16 protein-coding genes and 1 tRNA gene are annotated in these 16,609 nt (G+C 59.6%); 11 read left to right on the top strand and 6 right to left on the bottom strand.

Annotated elements, in window-relative coordinates:
- Positions 1–11 precede the first annotated feature (11 nt).
- A complete protein-coding gene (gene mutY / locus B9Z47_RS09710) occupies positions 12–1,055 on the bottom strand; it encodes an A/G-specific adenine glycosylase (protein ID WP_108331034.1) in 1,044 nt (347 codons plus the stop codon).
- Entirely contained in the window at positions 1,040–1,855 is an 816-nt protein-coding gene (gene mutM, locus B9Z47_RS09715) for a bifunctional DNA-formamidopyrimidine glycosylase/DNA-(apurinic or apyrimidinic site) lyase (RefSeq protein WP_108331035.1), read from the bottom strand. The genes mutY and mutM overlap by 16 nt, the downstream gene beginning before the upstream one ends.
- 70 nt (positions 1,856–1,925) lie before the next feature.
- Between mutM and B9Z47_RS09720 the strand changes: the two genes are divergently transcribed.
- The 7 genes from B9Z47_RS09720 to pth all read left to right on the top strand — a co-directional run bounded on the left by B9Z47_RS09720 (position 1,926) and on the right by pth (position 7,714).
- Positions 1,926–3,671 carry a tetratricopeptide repeat protein gene (locus B9Z47_RS09720; protein WP_108331202.1) on the top strand — a complete coding sequence of 582 codons (1,746 nt, stop codon included), beginning with the start codon at positions 1,926–1,928 and terminating at the stop codon, positions 3,669–3,671.
- Between the two features lie 8 nt (positions 3,672–3,679).
- Positions 3,680–4,198, top strand: coding sequence for a lipoprotein insertase outer membrane protein LolB (locus B9Z47_RS09725; protein ID WP_233253742.1), 519 nt, complete (start codon positions 3,680–3,682; stop codon positions 4,196–4,198).
- A 49-nt stretch (positions 4,199–4,247) separates the two neighbouring features.
- Positions 4,248–5,093, top strand: a complete 846-nt coding sequence (ispE, locus tag B9Z47_RS09730) for a 4-(cytidine 5'-diphospho)-2-C-methyl-D-erythritol kinase (protein WP_108331204.1) — start codon at positions 4,248–4,250, stop codon at positions 5,091–5,093.
- A 34-nt stretch (positions 5,094–5,127) separates the two neighbouring features.
- Positions 5,128–5,204: transfer RNA gene (locus tag B9Z47_RS09735), tRNA-Gln, on the top strand.
- Positions 5,205–5,246: 42 nt separating this feature from the next.
- Positions 5,247–6,224, top strand: coding sequence for a ribose-phosphate pyrophosphokinase (locus B9Z47_RS09740; RefSeq protein WP_369912023.1), 978 nt, complete (start codon positions 5,247–5,249; stop codon positions 6,222–6,224).
- 99 nt (positions 6,225–6,323) lie between these two features.
- Positions 6,324–6,950: a 50S ribosomal protein L25/general stress protein Ctc gene (locus tag B9Z47_RS09745; RefSeq protein ID WP_108331036.1), complete on the top strand. Its 627-nt coding sequence runs from the start codon at positions 6,324–6,326 to the stop codon at positions 6,948–6,950.
- Positions 6,951–7,069: 119 nt separating this feature from the next.
- Positions 7,070–7,714, top strand: a complete 645-nt coding sequence (gene pth, locus B9Z47_RS09750) for an aminoacyl-tRNA hydrolase (protein WP_108331037.1) — start codon at positions 7,070–7,072, stop codon at positions 7,712–7,714.
- Between the two features lie 10 nt (positions 7,715–7,724).
- On the opposite strand, the gene B9Z47_RS09755 is transcribed toward pth, so the two are convergent.
- Positions 7,725–7,973, bottom strand: a complete 249-nt coding sequence (locus B9Z47_RS09755) for a YfhL family 4Fe-4S dicluster ferredoxin (protein WP_108331038.1) — start codon at positions 7,971–7,973, stop codon at positions 7,725–7,727.
- A gap of 149 nt (positions 7,974–8,122) precedes the next feature.
- Here B9Z47_RS09755 and B9Z47_RS09760 point away from each other — a divergent pair, with 149 nt between their 5' ends.
- The 3 genes from B9Z47_RS09760 (at position 8,123) to B9Z47_RS09770 (ending at position 10,572) form a co-directional block, all read left to right on the top strand.
- Entirely contained in the window at positions 8,123–8,977 is an 855-nt protein-coding gene (locus B9Z47_RS09760; RefSeq protein WP_108331039.1) for a 3',5'-nucleoside bisphosphate phosphatase, read from the top strand.
- Positions 8,977–9,870, top strand: a complete 894-nt coding sequence (locus B9Z47_RS09765; RefSeq protein ID WP_369912087.1) for a DMT family transporter — start codon at positions 8,977–8,979, stop codon at positions 9,868–9,870. The genes B9Z47_RS09760 and B9Z47_RS09765 overlap by 1 nt, the downstream gene beginning before the upstream one ends.
- 78 nt (positions 9,871–9,948) lie before the next feature.
- Positions 9,949–10,572 (top strand): L-threonylcarbamoyladenylate synthase, encoded by a 624-nt coding sequence (locus tag B9Z47_RS09770; RefSeq protein WP_108331041.1) that lies wholly within the window; start codon positions 9,949–9,951, stop codon positions 10,570–10,572.
- A gap of 116 nt (positions 10,573–10,688) precedes the next feature.
- Here B9Z47_RS09770 and B9Z47_RS09775 read toward each other — a convergent pair whose 3' ends face one another.
- From B9Z47_RS09775 to B9Z47_RS09785, 3 genes are all read right to left on the bottom strand, one after another.
- A complete protein-coding gene (locus tag B9Z47_RS09775; RefSeq protein ID WP_108331042.1) occupies positions 10,689–11,279 on the bottom strand; it encodes a DUF3501 family protein in 591 nt (196 codons plus the stop codon).
- A gap of 11 nt (positions 11,280–11,290) precedes the next feature.
- Complete coding sequence (locus tag B9Z47_RS09780) at positions 11,291–12,640, bottom strand: (Fe-S)-binding protein (RefSeq protein ID WP_108331043.1); 1,350 nt, start codon at positions 12,638–12,640, stop codon at positions 11,291–11,293.
- A 112-nt stretch (positions 12,641–12,752) separates the two neighbouring features.
- Positions 12,753–13,175, bottom strand: a complete 423-nt coding sequence (locus B9Z47_RS09785; RefSeq protein WP_053170808.1) for a rubrerythrin family protein — start codon at positions 13,173–13,175, stop codon at positions 12,753–12,755.
- Positions 13,176–13,506: 331 nt separating this feature from the next.
- Between B9Z47_RS09785 and B9Z47_RS09790 the strand changes: the two genes are divergently transcribed.
- Entirely contained in the window at positions 13,507–16,587 is a 3,081-nt protein-coding gene (locus B9Z47_RS09790; protein WP_108331206.1) for a valine--tRNA ligase, read from the top strand.
- Positions 16,588–16,609 lie beyond the last annotated feature (22 nt).

Here is a 16,609-nt window from a genome sequence, read left to right on the forward strand (position 1 = left end):
ATCCGTGTCTTTCACGCGTTAGCCAACAAAACCCGTATCGGTGCGGGCAAGCCCAGGCCAGACCACGCGTGCGCATCCACCCACTGACCAACGCAAGTTGGCCCATGTGCAGCGCTGCCCGTCATCCGCACTGGGTGTAAATGCAAGTCGCGGTGCGTCAGCACATGTTTCCAGGGTTCAATGTAGTGCGGGTCCTGCCCCTGCACCCAAGCGGCCCGCAAATCCGCTTCGGATTCGAACACCGGCAAGCTGTACAAACCCGCCCAGATGCCTGTGTCGGGCCGTTTTTGCAGCCACACCTGCCCTTGCGCATTGACCGCCCACAGCAGCCACAGCGTGGCGCTGCTGCGCTTGAGCTTGCGGGTTTTGACGGGGTAGGCCAAGGGATCACCCTGCGCTTTGGCCTTGCACGCAGCACTCACGGGACAGGCCTCACACTGCGCTTTGCGCGGCAAACAAACCGTGGCCCCCAGATCCATCAGCGCTTGGGTGTAGCGCGGCATGTCAGCGGCCTGCGCGGGCAAAAGGTCCTGCGCCAACGCCCACAAAGCCTTTTCGTTTTTGGCCACTGCCAAATCCGCACCATAGCCCAGCACACGGGTCAGCACGCGCTTGACATTGCCGTCCAGAATCGCGGCACGCTCCAGAAAGCAAAACGCGGCAATCGCAGCAGCCGTCGATCGGCCAATGCCAGGCAAGGTTTGCAAGTCTTCGGCGCGACGTGGAAAGGCCCCACCAAAGCGCGCCATCACCTCTTGCGCGCATTTGTGCAAATTGCGGGCGCGGCTGTAATAGCCCAGGCCGCTCCACAAGCCTAAAACCTTGTCTTGAGGTGCCGCCGCCAGGGCGGCCACATCCGGGAAACACGCCAAAAACCGCGGAAAGTAATCGAGCACCGTCGTCACCTGCGTTTGCTGCAACATGATTTCGGACAACCAGACACGGTACGGGTCCTGGGTGTTTTGCCAGGGCAGGCTCTGGCGGCCGTGCTGGCGCTGCCAGTTCACCATGTGGCGGGCAAAACCATCGGGCAATGGGGTCAGGGTTTCTGGCATACAGGGCAATAAAAAGTGGTGCGCTGGCCTTGCAGCATGGACTTGATCGGCGTCCCACAGACTCGACAAGGCTCGCCTGCACGGCCGTACACCGAGGCCTCCAATTGAAAGTAGCCTGTGCGGCCCTCGGCGCTCACAAAATCCTTGAGCGAGCTGCCGCCTTGCGCCACCGCTCGGGTCAGCACCTGCACGATGGCAGCATGCAAGCGGGCCACGCGTGGCCGGGACAAACGCGCAGCTGGGGTGGTCGGGCGAATGCCCGCCATGAACAAGGTTTCCGAAGCGTAAATGTTGCCCACACCCACCACCACTTCTCCAGTCAGCAGAACCTGCTTGATGGCGGACTGGCGTTTTTTCAGCGCCTGGCCAAAGGCCGCCACCTCAAACTGGCCATTCAAAGGCTCCACGCCCAGCCGCCCCAACAGCTTTTGCGCTGGCACAGAATCCTCTGACGGGGCCCAAACCACCGCACCGAAACGACGGGGATCATGCAGGCGCAACACGCCGAGGTCGGTCACCAGGTCCATGTGGTCATGCGGCCCGGCTTCGGGCTGTGTGGGTGCAAAGTTCAGGCTACCCGACATGCCCAAATGCAACAGCAGCAGGCCTGGGTCCAAGTCCAGCAACAGGTATTTGCCCCGCCGGCGCACACCCAGGATTTGTCGCCCCACCAAGCTGGAAGCAGGCACGCCCAAGGGCCAGCGCAATGGTTTGCCCATGTGCAGGGCCAGGATGCGGGCCGAAGCAATACGGTCGGCAAAACTGCGGCGGGTGACTTCAACTTCGGGGAGTTCGGGCATAGGCTGTAGGGTGAAAAAGGGCTTGACCCGCCGTGCTCACGCCAGCGGGTGGCTGGATTATGATGAAGCCATGAAATTCTGGTTTCGACTTGCCGTTATCTCCTCTTGCGTTTGGAGCGCTTGGGCGCAACCGGCCACCCCCTCCATCCCCACAGCCCCCCCATCACCGCCGCCCCCTCCTGCTCAAAAGTCGGCGCTGGATGCAGCACTGTTTTATCAGTTGCTGGTGGGCGAGTTGAACGTCCGAAGCGGCTCGCCGGGCAGTGGTTTTTCCATCATCCTGGACGCCGCACGCAAAACCAAAGACCCGATGCTTTTCCAGCGGGCCGTGGATCTGGCTTTGCAATCGCGCTCAGGCGAAGCGGCACTGCAGGCCGCACAAGACTGGAAAAAAAGCATCCCTCAAGCCACCGAAGCCAACCGATACGCGCTGCAAATTTTGCTGGCCTTGAACCGGGTAGATTCAGCCGGTCAAGCGCTGACGGTCTCCATCCAGGAGTTACCCGTCACCGAACAAAACGCGGCGATAGCATCGGTGCCCCGCGTATTTTCCAGGGTCATGGACAAAATACTGGCGGCCGACACCGTCGAAAAAGCCTTGGCTTTCGCTTTGAAACAACCCAAGACCGCTGCCACAGCCTGGACCACGATCGGCCGCATGCGACGCGAAGCCGGACAATTGGCTCTGGCTGTAGAAGCCGTGCGCCAAGGGCATACAGCCGACCCCATGTCGCAAGGTCCATTGATTTTGGCACTGAGCATTGCAGGGGATGCGCCTGCTGAGATCCACCCTTTACTGAAGCAAGCCATGGATGGCCGCGTGCCGCCGGAATTGCGACTGGCCTATGCCCGTCACCTGATCAGTCTGCCCCAACCGGTTGAAGCCTTGCGCCAGCTCACGCGCTTGAACACAGAACATCCTGGATTCGCTGACGGCTGGCTGGTGCATGGCTTGCTGCTTCAAGATGCAAGCAAGATCGCAGAGGCCGAACAGCACTTGCAACGGTACATCAACTTGGTCAAGGCATCACAGGACAAGGATCAGCAAAACGGCTTGTCAGAGGCCTTCATGGCTCTGGCCCAAATGGCACAGCGTCAAGGCCAACTGGCTCAAGCCGAACAATGGTTGGCCCAAGTCCCGGCCGACGCAGATCCCATCAAACTGGCCAGTCGCCAGGCCGATTTGCTCACCCAGCAAGGGCGTATGGAAGAGGCTCGCCTGGTCCTGTCGCAAATCAAGACCGCCACACCCGCTCAGGCTGCACGCAAAACCCTGCTGCAGTCGCTGTGGCTGCGCGAGAACAAGCGCATGGACGAAGCTTATGCTTTGGTCCGGCAAACCCTGAACAGTCAGCCCGAAAACAACGATTTGATTTCAGAACTGGCGATGGTGAGTGAAAAGCTCAAGCGTTTTGATGAGATGGAAAGCCTGCTGCGCGATCTCATGCAACGCAAGCCGCAAGACCCCCAGGCCTTCAATGCCCTCGGCTATTCACTGGCCGACCGCAACACCCGCCTCGACGAAGCCCGTGAACTGATCACACAAGCCCTGAAACTGGCACCAGACGATGCCTACATCCAGGACAGTCTGGGGTGGGTTGCATTTCGTCAAGGCCGATACACCGAAGCCCGGAAAACGCTTGAGGCGGCCTTCACAGCCCGGCCCGATGCCGAAATCGCAGCACACTTGGGTGAAGTCCTTTGGGTGATGGGCCACCGCGAGGAAGCGGCCACAGTCTGGCGCGAAGGCTGGTCGCTCAAGCACGACAACGACACCTTGCGCGAAACCCTGCAACGCTTTCAATTCAAGCCATGATGCCCTGCGTGCGCTGGGTCCGCACCCTTTTGAACGCCCGTTCGGGCCCGCCTCGGTTCATCTGGCTGAGCATCGCTGGGGCCCTGTTGGCCGCGGGCTGCGCGACACCCCGGATAAAACCCGTCGACACCCATGCTTATTGGTCCGGACGCATGGCCATTCAAGTGCTCAAAGATCCGCCCGAATCCCTGAGCGCCAGTTTTGAACTGCAGGGCTCCGCCCAGAAGGGTGAAATGGTCTTGCTCAGCCCCATCGGCACCACCTTGGCACGTCTGGAATGGACCCCAGAGGGGGCGCGGCTGGTGCAGGGCACGCATCAACTGGAAAGTTCGAGCTTGCAAAAATTGGGCGCGCACTTGACAGGTACCGAACTGCCCATCACTGCCTTATTCGAGTGGCTCGCCGGCAAAGCCGCCGAAGCACCGGGCTGGCAAGTTGACTTGTCAGCACACGCACAGGGGCGTATTGCCGCCGAGCGACGTCTGCCTGCACCAGGCGCGCTTTTGCGCATTGCGCTAGACCGCTGAATCTCATCCGCGTGCCTCCAAGCATGTCATGGATGGTGATAATCCCTTCATGAAATCGCTGCACGATGTGCCCGCTCCGGCCAAACTGAACTTGTTTTTGCACATCACGGGCCGCCGCCCCGATGGTTACCATTTGCTGCAATCGGTCTTCATGCTGATCGATTGGTGTGACACGCTGCATTTTGAGAAGCGGCCTGGTGGCACCATCAGCCGCGAGGATCTGACCGTCACTTTGCCTGCGCAAGACCTGATCACTCGGGCCGCCCAACTGCTGCAGACCCACACCGGATGCACCGAGGGTGTACACATTGCGGTGGAAAAACAAATTCCGGCCCAAGCGGGCATGGGCGGCGGGTCATCTGATGCGGCCACCTGCCTGCTGGCGCTCAATCGGTTATGGAACCTGAATTTGAGCCTCTCCACACTCGAAAAACTGGGTCTTCAATTGGGCGCCGACGTGCCGTTTTTCCTGCGTGGGCGCAACGCTTGGGTGGAAGGGATTGGCGAAAAAATCACCCCAATCGACCTGCCTGCGGCCCAGTTCTGGGTCATCAAACCACCCCAGGGGGTCGAAACTTCTCAAATTTTTGCGCACCCCGACCTCAAACGCGACACAAACCCTGCTACAATAGCGGTCTTCGCTGCACAGGCATATGACTTCGGTCACAATGACTTGCAACCCGTTGCTCAGGCTCTTTGCCCTGAAGTTTCGCAAGCGCTCCAAGTGTTGGCAAACGCAGGATTAAAAGCCAAGATGACAGGTTCCGGCAGTGCTGTGTTCGCTCACAGCACAGACAGTGCCAAAAAAATGACGGTCCCTGACCAATTTTTGGCACGGCTTTGCAGCAATTTGGAAGTCCACCCTTTAACAGGTTGGGCATCCAGCGATAGTTGATCGGTTGATCGCTGTTTCAGCGAGCAACCCGTGTAGGGGAGTCGCCAAGTTGGTTAAGGCACCGGATTTTGATTCCGGCATGCAAAGGTTCGAATCCTTTCTCCCCTGCCAAATACGTTCAATCGTACAGGCCCATTTTTTCTGATCGCTGGAATGCACATGCAGCCTGCTTCAAATACCCCCGAATTCATGCTCTTCACCGGCAACGCCAATCCTATTTTGGCTGCCGAGATTGCGAAACACTTGGGTACCCAATTGGGTGCTGTTGACGTAGGCCGGTTTTCTGATGGTGAAGTCACCGTCGAGCTGAAGCAAAACGTCAGGGCCCGTGAAGTGTTTGTGGTTCAGTCCACATGCGCACCCACCAATGAAAACCTGATGGAATTGCTGATCATGGTGGACGCCCTCAAGCGCGCCTCTGCCGAACGCATCAGTGCCGTCATTCCTTATTTTGGCTATGCCCGCCAGGACCGCCGTCCTCGCTCGACCCGCGTGCCCATCTCGGCCAAGGTGGTTGCCAACATGTTGCAAGCCGTGGGCGTTGACCGCGTGTTGACCATGGATCTGCATGCCGACCAGATTCAAGGCTTCTTTGATATTCCTGTTGACAACATTTACGCCTCCCCCGTTTTGCTGGGTGATCTGCGCCAGAAAAATTACGAAGACCTGATCGTGGTGTCGCCCGATGTAGGCGGTGTGGTGCGTGCTCGCGCCCTGGCCAAACAACTCGGTTGCGATCTGGCCATCATTGACAAGCGCCGCCCCAAGGCCAACGTGAGCGAAGTCATGCACGTCATTGGAGAAATCGACGGTCGCAACTGCGTGATCATGGACGACATGATCGACACTGCAGGCACCTTGGTCAAAGCGGCCGAAGTGCTCAAAGAACGCGGTGCCAAAAAAGTTTACGCCTATTGCACCCACCCGATTTTTTCGGGTCCTGCCATCGACCGCATCTCCAAGGGTGAAGCCCTGGACGAAGTGGTCGTGACCAACACCATTCCGCTGTCGGTCCAAGCCGCAGCATGTTCCAAAATTCGTCAACTCTCCGTGGCTCCTTTGATCGCAGAAACGATCCATCGGATTGCCCGTGGTGAGTCGGTGATGAGCCTGTTTTCGGATCAAGCCTGATCCGGCAACGGCCACAAGCGGCCTGCCGTCCTGATGGATCGGCAGGCTTTTTCAAGTCAGGGCTGCACTGGTCGCGGTGAGTCCTAGAAGGAGTTATGTATGAAATTCGTCGCTTTTGAGCGCGCTAAGCAGGGTACGGGTGCGAGCCGCCGTCTCCGCAATTCCGGTCGCACACCTGGCATCGTTTACGGTTCCACATCGGCCCCCCAACTGATCGAGCTGGACCACAACGCTTTGTGGCACGCCCTGAAAAAAGAAGCTTTCCACGCCACCATCCTGGACATGGAATTCAACGGTCAGTCCAGCAAAGTCTTGCTGCGTGACTACCAGATGCACCCCTACAAGCAGTTGGTGCAACACATCGACTTCCAGCGCGTTGATGCCAACACCACTTTGCACATGAAGGTGCCATTGCACTTCAGCGGTGAAGAAGAGTCCGAAGCCGTCAAGACCGACAAGTGCACCGTCACTCACGTCGTGACTGAACTCGAATTGGCTTGCCTGCCCGCCAACCTGCCCGAATTCATCGCGGTGGACCTGAAGGGCCTGACCATGGGTAAATCGCTGCACCTGAACGACATCACCTTGCCCGCTGGCTGCAAAGCCATCACCCACGGCAAGAAAAACCCGGTCCTCGTGTCCGTGGTGGCACCTGTCGAAGAAGTCGTCGCTGCTCCTGTGGCCGCTGCACCTGCAGACGCCAAAAAGGGCAAAGGCAAGAAGTAATCTTCTGGCTGGGGGCTTGCAAAGCCCCGCTCTTGAAGGCCCGCGCAAGCGGGCCTTTTGCTTTGGGGAAACCCTGCTCACGCTCGCGAGGCACCCTGCGCCAAGGATAATCACGCACCATGATCAAACTGCTAGTCGGCCTGGGCAACCCGGGCAACGAATACGAAGACACCCGCCACAACGCTGGTTTCTGGTGGATCGATGCCGTAGCCCGCGAACTCAAGGTGTCGCTGGTGCCCGAGCGCAGCTACCATGGCCTGGTGGCCCGCACCACCGTCAACGGACAAACCGTTTGGCTGCTCGAACCCCAAACCTTCATGAATCTGTCGGGCAAGTCGGTCAGCGCACTGGCCCGGTTCTTCAAAATCCAGCCGCAAGAAATTTTGGTGGCGCACGACGAACTCGACATCGTGCCGGGCGAAGCCAAACTCAAACTGGGCGGCAGCCATGCGGGGCACAACGGTTTGCGCGACATCCATGCGCAGTTGGGCACTTCAGATTACTGGCGGTTGCGCATTGGCGTGGGCCACCCGGGTGACAAGGCCGAAGTGGTCAGCTGGGTCTTGAAAAAACCGATGCTGGAACACCGCAAAGCCATCGGCGACAGCATCCACCGCGCAGTGCTGGCATTGCCGCTTTTGCTAGCGGGTGACATGGAAAAAGCGATGGTCAAAATCCACACCAGCAAGCCCCCCAGACCCAAGCCGCCCAGACCGGCAAAAACAGCCCCGAGCCCAACGGCCGAAAGCGGCGAGCAAGGCTGAACTTTTCGCCTCACTGAGCTTGCAAACGGCGGTATTTGGCCCAGAGCGATTCCTGGTTTTCGACGTGCTGGGGGTTGACGGGAATGCAGGCCACAGGGCAGACCTGGACACACTGGGGCTCGTCAAAATGGCCCACGCACTCGGTGCACTTGGACGGGTCGATTTCGTAAATTTCTTCACCCAGATAAATCGCCTGGTTCGGGCACTCGGGCTCACACACATCGCAGTTGATGCATTCGTCGGTGATCATCAGTGCCATGGCTGGGGCTCCGCAAAAGTCTGCATCGTAGTCATACTCGGATTATCGGCCACAGGCATCAGCCCGAAAGACCGCAGGGCTGTTACCAGCCCGAGGCCTGGGTCGGCAAGTCCCCACAATCGGTCCTGCCCCAGCGGCATGCGCCTAAAATGGATCCAATGATGAACGCCGACCTGCATTGCCATTCCGTCATCTCCGACGGCACCCTCACCCCCGAAGCCCTGGCCGAACGCGCCAAAGCCAACGGCGTGGAACTGTGGGCACTGACCGACCACGACGAAGTGGGCGGGCAAGACCGCGCCCTGGCAGCTGCAAAGGCGCTGGGCCTGCCGTACCTCACGGGCACAGAAATTTCGGTCACCTTCGCACACCAGACGGTGCACATCGTTGGGCTGGGCTTTGATGCGCACAACAGCGCCATGGTTGAAGGCTTGCGCCGCACCCGGGGGGGCCGCAGCGAACGCGCGCAAGAAATGTCGGACGGCTTGGCCAAAGTCGGCATCCTGAACGCCTACGAAGGTGCCCTGCAATACGTGGGCAACCCGGAGCTGATTTCACGCACCCACTTTGCCCGGCACTTGGTCGAAACAGGCGTGTGCAGCGACACCTCCGAAGTGTTTCGCAAATACCTGACCGAAGGCAAGCCTGGCTATGTACCGCACCGCTGGGCGCGCTTGCAGGAAGCCGTGCAATGGATCACCGATGCCGGCGGCGTGGCGATCATCGCCCACCCTGCTCGCTACGGCTTCACGCCCAACGAAGAGTACGCGCTGTTCAGCGAATTCAAGGCCCACGGTGGGCGCGGGGTAGAAGTCATCACTGGCAGCCACTCCTCACAAGAAGCGGTGCGCTACGCCGAAACCGCCCTTGAATTCGACTTGGTGGCTTCGCGCGGCAGTGACTTTCACAGCCCTGACGAAAGCCGCATCGACCTGGGCACCCTGCCCTTACTGCCAGGCCAACTGACCCCGGTTTGGGAACTGCTGGCCGACCGCATCCGGTGATCAAACCACCCGCGCGCACACTCCACGGCATTGGCTTTGCCGTTTTGGCGACGGCCTGCTTCGCCACGCTGGACACCACCACCCGTCACATCAGTGCTGGCCTGTCCGTGCTGGTGGCACTCTGGTTCCGCTATGCCATTCAGGCACTGATCACCACTGCCGTGGTCTGGCCTGGCCGTGGCCGCAAGGTGCTTCGAACCCAACACCCTCGTTTTCAACTGGCCCGAGGCCTCCTGCTGTTTGCCTGCAGCATCTTGGCTTTTTACAGCCTCAAATACATGCCCGTAGGCGAATTCACGTCCATTGCATTGTTGGCCCCGCTGGTCATCACGCTGCTGGCGGCCTGGATGCTCAAGGAAACCATCCGCCCGCTGCGCTGGCTTTTGGTCGCAGGCGGTTTTCTGGGCACACTGGTCATCATCCGACCCAGCAGCCACCACTTTGACTGGACCGTGATCTTGCCGCTGATGCTGGTGGCCACCAACTCAGGCTTCCAGATTCTGACCAGCAAGATGGCCAAAACCGAAGACCCGATCACCATGCACTTCTACACGGGCTGGATCGGCACCATCCTGTCCTCCCTGATTCTGCCTTTTGTCTGGGAAATGCCCCGCGACTGGACCGTGTGGCTGCAATTGCTCTTGATGGGCGTGCTGGCCTCGATCGGACACTTTCTGCTGATCCTGGCCTACGGCCGTACCCCGGCCGCTACCCTCACGCCTTACATGTACACCCAAATCGGCTTTGCCGTGCTGGGCGGCTGGCTGGTGTTCAACCACCTGCCTGACCAATGGACCTTCGCAGGCATGGGCCTGGTGGCCTTGTGCGGCGCTTTGGGGGCCTGGCTCACCGTGCGCGAAAACCGCATCGCCATCCAGCCACCGGAATCATGAGGCAGCGCCCTTCCTCTGCGGGATTTCGCCCCCATCTACGTTCATCCAATCACCACCGGCAACTGACTGCCCGCACCCATGGCCCAGTTTTTCACTGTTCACCCCGACAACCCGCAAACGCGCCTGCTCAAGCAAGCCGTGCAGCTGCTCAACCAGGGCAGCGTGCTGGCCGTGCCCACCGACTCCAGCTACGCTCTGGTCTGCCACCTGGACGACAAGAACGCTGCCGACCAGCTGCGTCGCATCCGTGGCGTGGACGACAAGCACCACCTGACGCTGCTGTGCCGCGACCTGAGTGAGCTCGCCAACTACGCCCGGGTGGACAACCGGCAGTTTCGGGCCATCAAGCAAGCCACGCCCGGCCCTTTCACCTTCATTCTGGAAGCCACCAAGGAAGTGCCACGCCGGGTAAGCCACCCTCAACGCAAGACCATCGGCCTGCGGGTGCCCGAGCACAAGGTGCTCCAAGAACTGCTGGCCATGCACGGTGCGCCTCTGCTGGCGGCCACCCTCATCATGCCGGACGAAGACCTGCCACCGAACGATCCCGAAGAGATCCGAGAACGCCTGGAGCACCAGGTGGGTGCAGTCATCGACGCCGGGGCTTGTTCACTCGAACCCACCACCGTGGTGGACATGAGCGGTGACGAGCCCGAAGTTCTGCGGCGCGGACAGGGTGATCCAGCGCGACTGGGCCTGTGAAGCCAGCTTGCGCTGGACAGGCCGTTTGATGCCCGCGTCATAGCGGCCATCCGCCCCAAAAAAACCCTACAGCAGCCAAGCCACTTCAGGGGGCTCAACCGAAGCCATCAGGCCCATTACTTGAGATCACCTGCCAGGCTGGCCAGGGTATCGGGTGCGATGTCCAGATGCGAGGGGTAATGGGTGTGGTCACACCCCATCTTGACAGCGGCGCCCGCTTTGACAGCAGCACACATGGGAGGCGTCAGCTCAAAACGAACAAAGTGCACGGCCGAGGTTTTCTCATCGGTCTCGCGGTCCAGGTCTTCGTCGGCAATGGCGTACACGCGGGCGTGGCCCTCCACCTCGACAAACATGTGGTCTTCCACGCCGATCAGCTTGGCCAGCTCACGCTTGCGTTCATTGATGTCGGTGTACTCGATCATCATGGTGGCTTTCCAGTTGCTGCCGTCCGGCACCAGCGGGGCGTAGGCCTCTATTTCTTGCAGGATGCCTTCTTCTTCGAAGACTTTTTCGATGCGCAGCATCTCCTGAATTTGGTAGCGGATGGTGGTCTCGCTCTCAAACTGCATGTTGATGTGCTCACCCAACTGCACGCTGCGCAGCTTGCGGTGGGCGATCACCTCGGGCTTGTGAACCTTGCGCCACTTGGTGTAGGCCTCCAAAGACATCAGGGTCTCGGGCGTGATTTTTCCGGTCAGTTGCATGGCAGTGTTCCTTATTTGAGACCGTAGGCTTTGCGCACCAGGGTCAAGGGGTGGTTCAGTTCGGGCGCGCCCAGGCCATTGACCTCAAAGCCTTGGGCAATGTGGTGGCCGCCCAGCGGGCAGTCGGAGCTGATGAAGTCGGGCTTGGAGCCGTCTTTCATGGTGGCCATGGCCTTGAACACGGGCTTGCCGATTTTCATGGCCATGTCGTGTGAGCCTTTTTTCACGCCATAGGTTCCAGCGTGGCCCGAGCAGCGCTCGATGGTGTTGATCTCGGTGTCCGGGATCATCTTGAGCATTTCCTCGGTCTTCTTGCCAATATTCTGCACACGGCCGTGGCAAGGAATTTGGTAGCTCACATTGCCCAGTTTTTGCGGGAACTCGGTCTTGAGCAAGCCATCGCGCTTGCGGGCCATGAAGTACTCAAAGGGGTCCCACATCGCGTCCTTGACCAGCTGGGTGTCGGCGCAATCCGGGAACATCAGCGGGATTTCCTGCTTGAACATCAAGGCGCAGCTGGGCACCGCCGCCAGGATGGCAAAGCCGTCCTTGGCGTACTTGGCCAGCACCGGGATGTTGGCTTCTTTGGACTGCTTGACCGAGTCCAGATCGCCCAACTCCAGCTTGGGCATGCCGCAGCACTTTTCTTTCTCGACCAGCACATACGGGATGTCGTTGTGGTCAAGGATCTTCAACAGGTCATGGCCAATGCCGGGCTCGTTGTAGTTGATGTAGCAAGTGGAATAGATCGCCACTTTGCCCGGTGTTTTATCGCCGTCCACCACTTTGGACGCCTTGGCATCCGGGGCGCTGGAGCGGAACTTTTTGGTGGCCAAGGAAGGCAACCAGGCGTTTTTGTCCACGCCCGCCACGCTTTCCATGACGCTGCGCGCCGCTTCGGTCTTGTTGATGGCGTTGATGGCTTGCACCACGATGGGGATGCCTGCAAAAGAGCCGTGGGTGTCGGTGGAGGCCAAAAACTTTTCGGCCGCGCCCACTTCGCCTTTTTTGAACTTGATGGCCTTAGCCCGCAGCATGGTGTGGGGGAAGTCCAGATTCCACTCGTGCGGCGGTGTGTAGGGGCACTTGGTCATGTAGCACAGGTCGCACATGAAGCACTGGTCCACCACTTTCCAGTAGTCCTTCTTGTCAACGCCATCGACTTCCATGGTGCTGCTTTCGTCCACCAGGTCGAACAAGGTGGGGAAAGAATTGCACAGGCTCACACAGCGGCGGCAACCGTGGCAGATGTCAAAAATGCGCTCGAGCTCGTCGAAGCACTTTTCTTCGTTGTAGAAGTCGGGTCCCTCCCAACCGAGGGCATGTCGTGTGGGCGCTTCGAGATTGCCTTCTTTGGCCATGTTGTGCTCCTATACGTTTTATTTTTTCGGTTTTTCTGAGGACTCTGCAGCCAGAAGCCTCGGAAAAACCCGCTGAGCCTTGCGGTACAGCGGGTTGATGGAACGGGGGGAATCAATCCACCAATTCGTTCAAGGCTTTCTGGTAACGGTTGGCGTGTGAACGCTCAGCCTTGGCCAGGGTCTCGAACCAGTCGGCGACTTCGTCAAAACCTTCTTCGCGAGCGGTTTTGGCCATACCAGGGTACATGTCGGTGTACTCGTGGGTTTCGCCAGCCACAGCCGAAGCCAGGTTTTGGCGGGTGGAGCCAATGGGCAAGCCCGTTGCGGGGTCGCCGGATTGCTCCAGAAACTCCAGATGACCATGGGCGTGACCTGTTTCACCTTCGGCGGTGGAACGGAACAGGGCTGCCACGTCGTTCTGACCTTCAACGTCAGCTTTGTTCGCGAAGTACAAATAGCGACGGTTGGCCTGGGATTCGCCTGCGAAGGCGTCCTTCAGGCATTGTTCCGTGCGCGAGCCTTTGAGTGCTGCCATGGATATCTCCTTGTGGGTTTTGAGTAAATGGCTCTGACAGGATCGCCAGAGACCACATAGGTTAACCTTAGACTGTTCAGTATGCCCAATAAATTCATCCAATCGAGTTGATTAGCCGATGCTATTGATCAAAGTCCTTGATAAACATCAACTAACTCTCACAACACGCTGTCAAACAAGTGCTGTCGACAGCATCTTTCAGGTCGTACGGCTTTGAGATTCGACTGAGGGAGCTGAATGGGCTGGGTAAAATCCTTTGTTCAGGATTGACACTGATCCTGCACGGTATCTGCTGAGCTGCCGTTTTGTTTTGGAAAAAAAGACCCCCACCATGAGCAACGCCCCCGCCACCCCGGCACATCAGCCCGGGCTTGAGAGCCTGTCCAAATCTTTCGAGCCCGCAGCCCTCGAAGCCCATTGGGGCCCCGAGTGGGAAAAGCGCGGTTATGGCGTGGCCGGTTTCCGGGGCACGCAAGCGCCACAAGACGGCGCACCCGCATTCGCCATCCAGCTGCCCCCGCCCAACGTGACGGGCACCCTGCACATGGGCCACGCGTTCAACCAGACCATCATGGACTCGTTGACCCGCTACCACCGCATGCTGGGTCACAACACCGCCTGGATTCCTGGCACCGACCACGCGGGCATCGCCACTCAGATCGTGGTCGAGCGCCAGCTCCAAGCCAAAGGCATTAGCCGCCACGACATGGGCCCCACGCCAGCCGAAGCCCGCAAGAACTTTGTGAGCAAGGTCTGGGAGTGGAAAGAAGAATCCGGCAACACCATCACCAGCCAAATGCGCCGCATGGGTGACAGCGTGGACTGGAGCCGCGAATACTTCACGATGGACCCCAAACTGTCCAAAACCGTGACCGAAACCTTTGTGCAGCTGTACGAGCAAGGCCTGATCTACCGCGGCAAACGCCTGGTGAACTGGGACCCGGTGCTGATGAGCGCGGTGTCTGACCTCGAAGTCGAGAGCGAGGAAGAAGACGGCTCGATGTGGCACATCCGCTATGACTTGGTGGACCCGGATGGCAGCCTTGCGGCTGCGGGCATCGGCAGCCTGACAGTGGCCACCACCCGCCCCGAAACCCTGCTGGGCGACGTGGCCGTGATGGTGCACCCCGAAGACGAACGCTACAGCGCGCTCATCGGCAAGCAGGTCAACCTGCCTTTGTGCGGCCGCACCATCCCGGTGATCGCCGACGACTACGTGGATAAAGCCTTCGGCACCGGCGTGGTCAAGGTCACGCCCGCGCACGACACCAACGACTACCAAGTCGGCCAGCGCCACAAGCTGGACATGATCTGCGTGCTGAACTTGGACGCGACGATCAACAACAACGCCCCCGAGAAATACCGAGGCCTGGACCGCTTCGTGGCCCGCAAGGCTGTGGTCGCCGACCTCGAAGCCGCAGGCCATTTGGTCGAAGTCAAAAAACACAAACTCATGGTGCCCCGCTGCGCCCGCACCGGCCAAGTGATCGAGCCCATGCTGACCGACCAGTGGTTCGTGGCCATGAACCAAGTCGGTCAAGGCGACGCCACCGGCAAGAGCATTGCCCAAAAAGCCATTGACGCGGTGCAGTCCGGCCAGGTGAGCTTTGTGCCCGAGAACTGGGTCAACACCTACAACCAGTGGATGAACAACATCCAGGACTGGTGCATCTCGCGCCAGCTGTGGTGGGGCCACCAGATCCCGGCCTGGTACGACGAAGACGGCAATGTCTACGTGGCACGCAACGAAGCCGAAGCGCAAGCCAAGGCCCCGGGCAAAACCCTCAAGCGCGACGAAGACGTGCTGGACACCTGGTATTCCAGCGCTCTGGTGCCTTTCAGCACCATGGGATGGCCCCAAAACGACGCCCATGCCAACGACGCCCATGCCAACGATGCAGCTGGTGAGCGTGCCGGGCTCGGACGCAGCGATTTGGCGAGCGAAGCGAGTATGAGCAAGGCCGAGCCCGGTGCGATCGCCAGCGGAACCAACGATTACGACCTCTACCTCCCCTCCAGCGTACTGGTCACCGGCTACGACATCATCTTCTTCTGGGTCGCCCGGATGATCATGATGACCACCCACTTCACCGGCAAAGTGCCCTTCAAACACGTCTACATCCACGGCCTGGTGCTCGACGCCCAAGGCAAAAAGATGAGCAAATCCGAAGGCAACGTGCTCGACCCGGTCGACCTGATCGACGGCATCACGCTCGAACCCCTGCTCGACAAACGCACCCAAGGCCTGCGCAAACCCGAAACCGCCCCAAAAGTTCGCAAGCAGACCGAAAAAGAATTCCCCGAAGGTATTCCGGCCTACGGTGCCGACGCGTTGCGCTTCACCTTTGCGGCGCTGGCCAGCCTGGGCCGCAGCATCAACTTTGACAGCAAGCGCTGCGAGGGCTACCGCAACTTCTGCAACAAACTCTGGAACGCCACCCGCTTTGTGCTGATGAACTGCGAAGGCCAGGACTGCGGCCTCAAAGAACACACCAAAGCCGAATGCGCGGCACCCGGCGTCGATGCCAGTGGCCAAGCCACGGCCGCAGGTCCCGTGCACGGCTACCTGGCCTTCAGCCAGGCCGACCGCTGGATCAGCTCGCAGTTGCAGCGGGTTGAGGCCGATGTGGCCAAAGGCTTTGCCGAATACCGCCTCGACAACGTGGCCAACACGATTTACGACTTCGTCTGGAACGAGTTCTGCGACTGGTACCTCGAAATCGCCAAGGTGCAAATCAACACCGGCACCGACGCGCAAAAACGCGCGACACGCCGCACGCTGATCCGCACGCTCGAAACCATCATGCGGCTGGCGCACCCGATCATCCCCTTCATCACCGAGGAGCTCTGGCAAAAGGTGTCGGTGGTCGCAGGCCGTCCGGGCGAATCGGTCAGCATCGCGGCTTACCCCGTGAGCCAACCCGAGCGCATCGACGAAGCCGCCGAAGCCCATGTGGCCAAACTCAAGACCCTGGTGGACGCGTGCCGCAACCTGCGCGGTGAGATGAACGTCTCGCCCGCCACCCGCATGCCCCTGTATGTGCTGGGCGACACCGCCTTCATGCAGGCCGCAGCGCCCGTGCTGCAATCGCTGGCCAAGCTGAGCGAAGTCAAGGTGTTTGACACCGAAGCCGAATGGGCCGCTGCCGCACAAGCCGCCCCCGTGGCGGTCGTGGGCGAAGCACGTTTGTGCCTGTTCATCGAAGTGGATGTGGCCGCTGAAAAAATCCGCCTGACCAAGGAAGCCGCTCGCTTGGAAGGTGAAATCGCCAAAGCCACCGGCAAGCTGAGCAACGAAGCCTTTGTGGCCAAAGCACCGCCTGCCGTCATCGAGCAAGAGAAAAAGCGCGTAACAGAATTCAGCGCCATGGTATTTAAAATTAAGCAACAAATAGAACGCTTGGGCTCATAAAATAAGCTTCAACATTGCCCCA

This window comes from Limnohabitans sp. 2KL-1 (assembly GCF_003063435.1).
In the GTDB taxonomy this organism is placed as follows: domain Bacteria; phylum Pseudomonadota; class Gammaproteobacteria; order Burkholderiales; family Burkholderiaceae_C; genus Limnohabitans_A.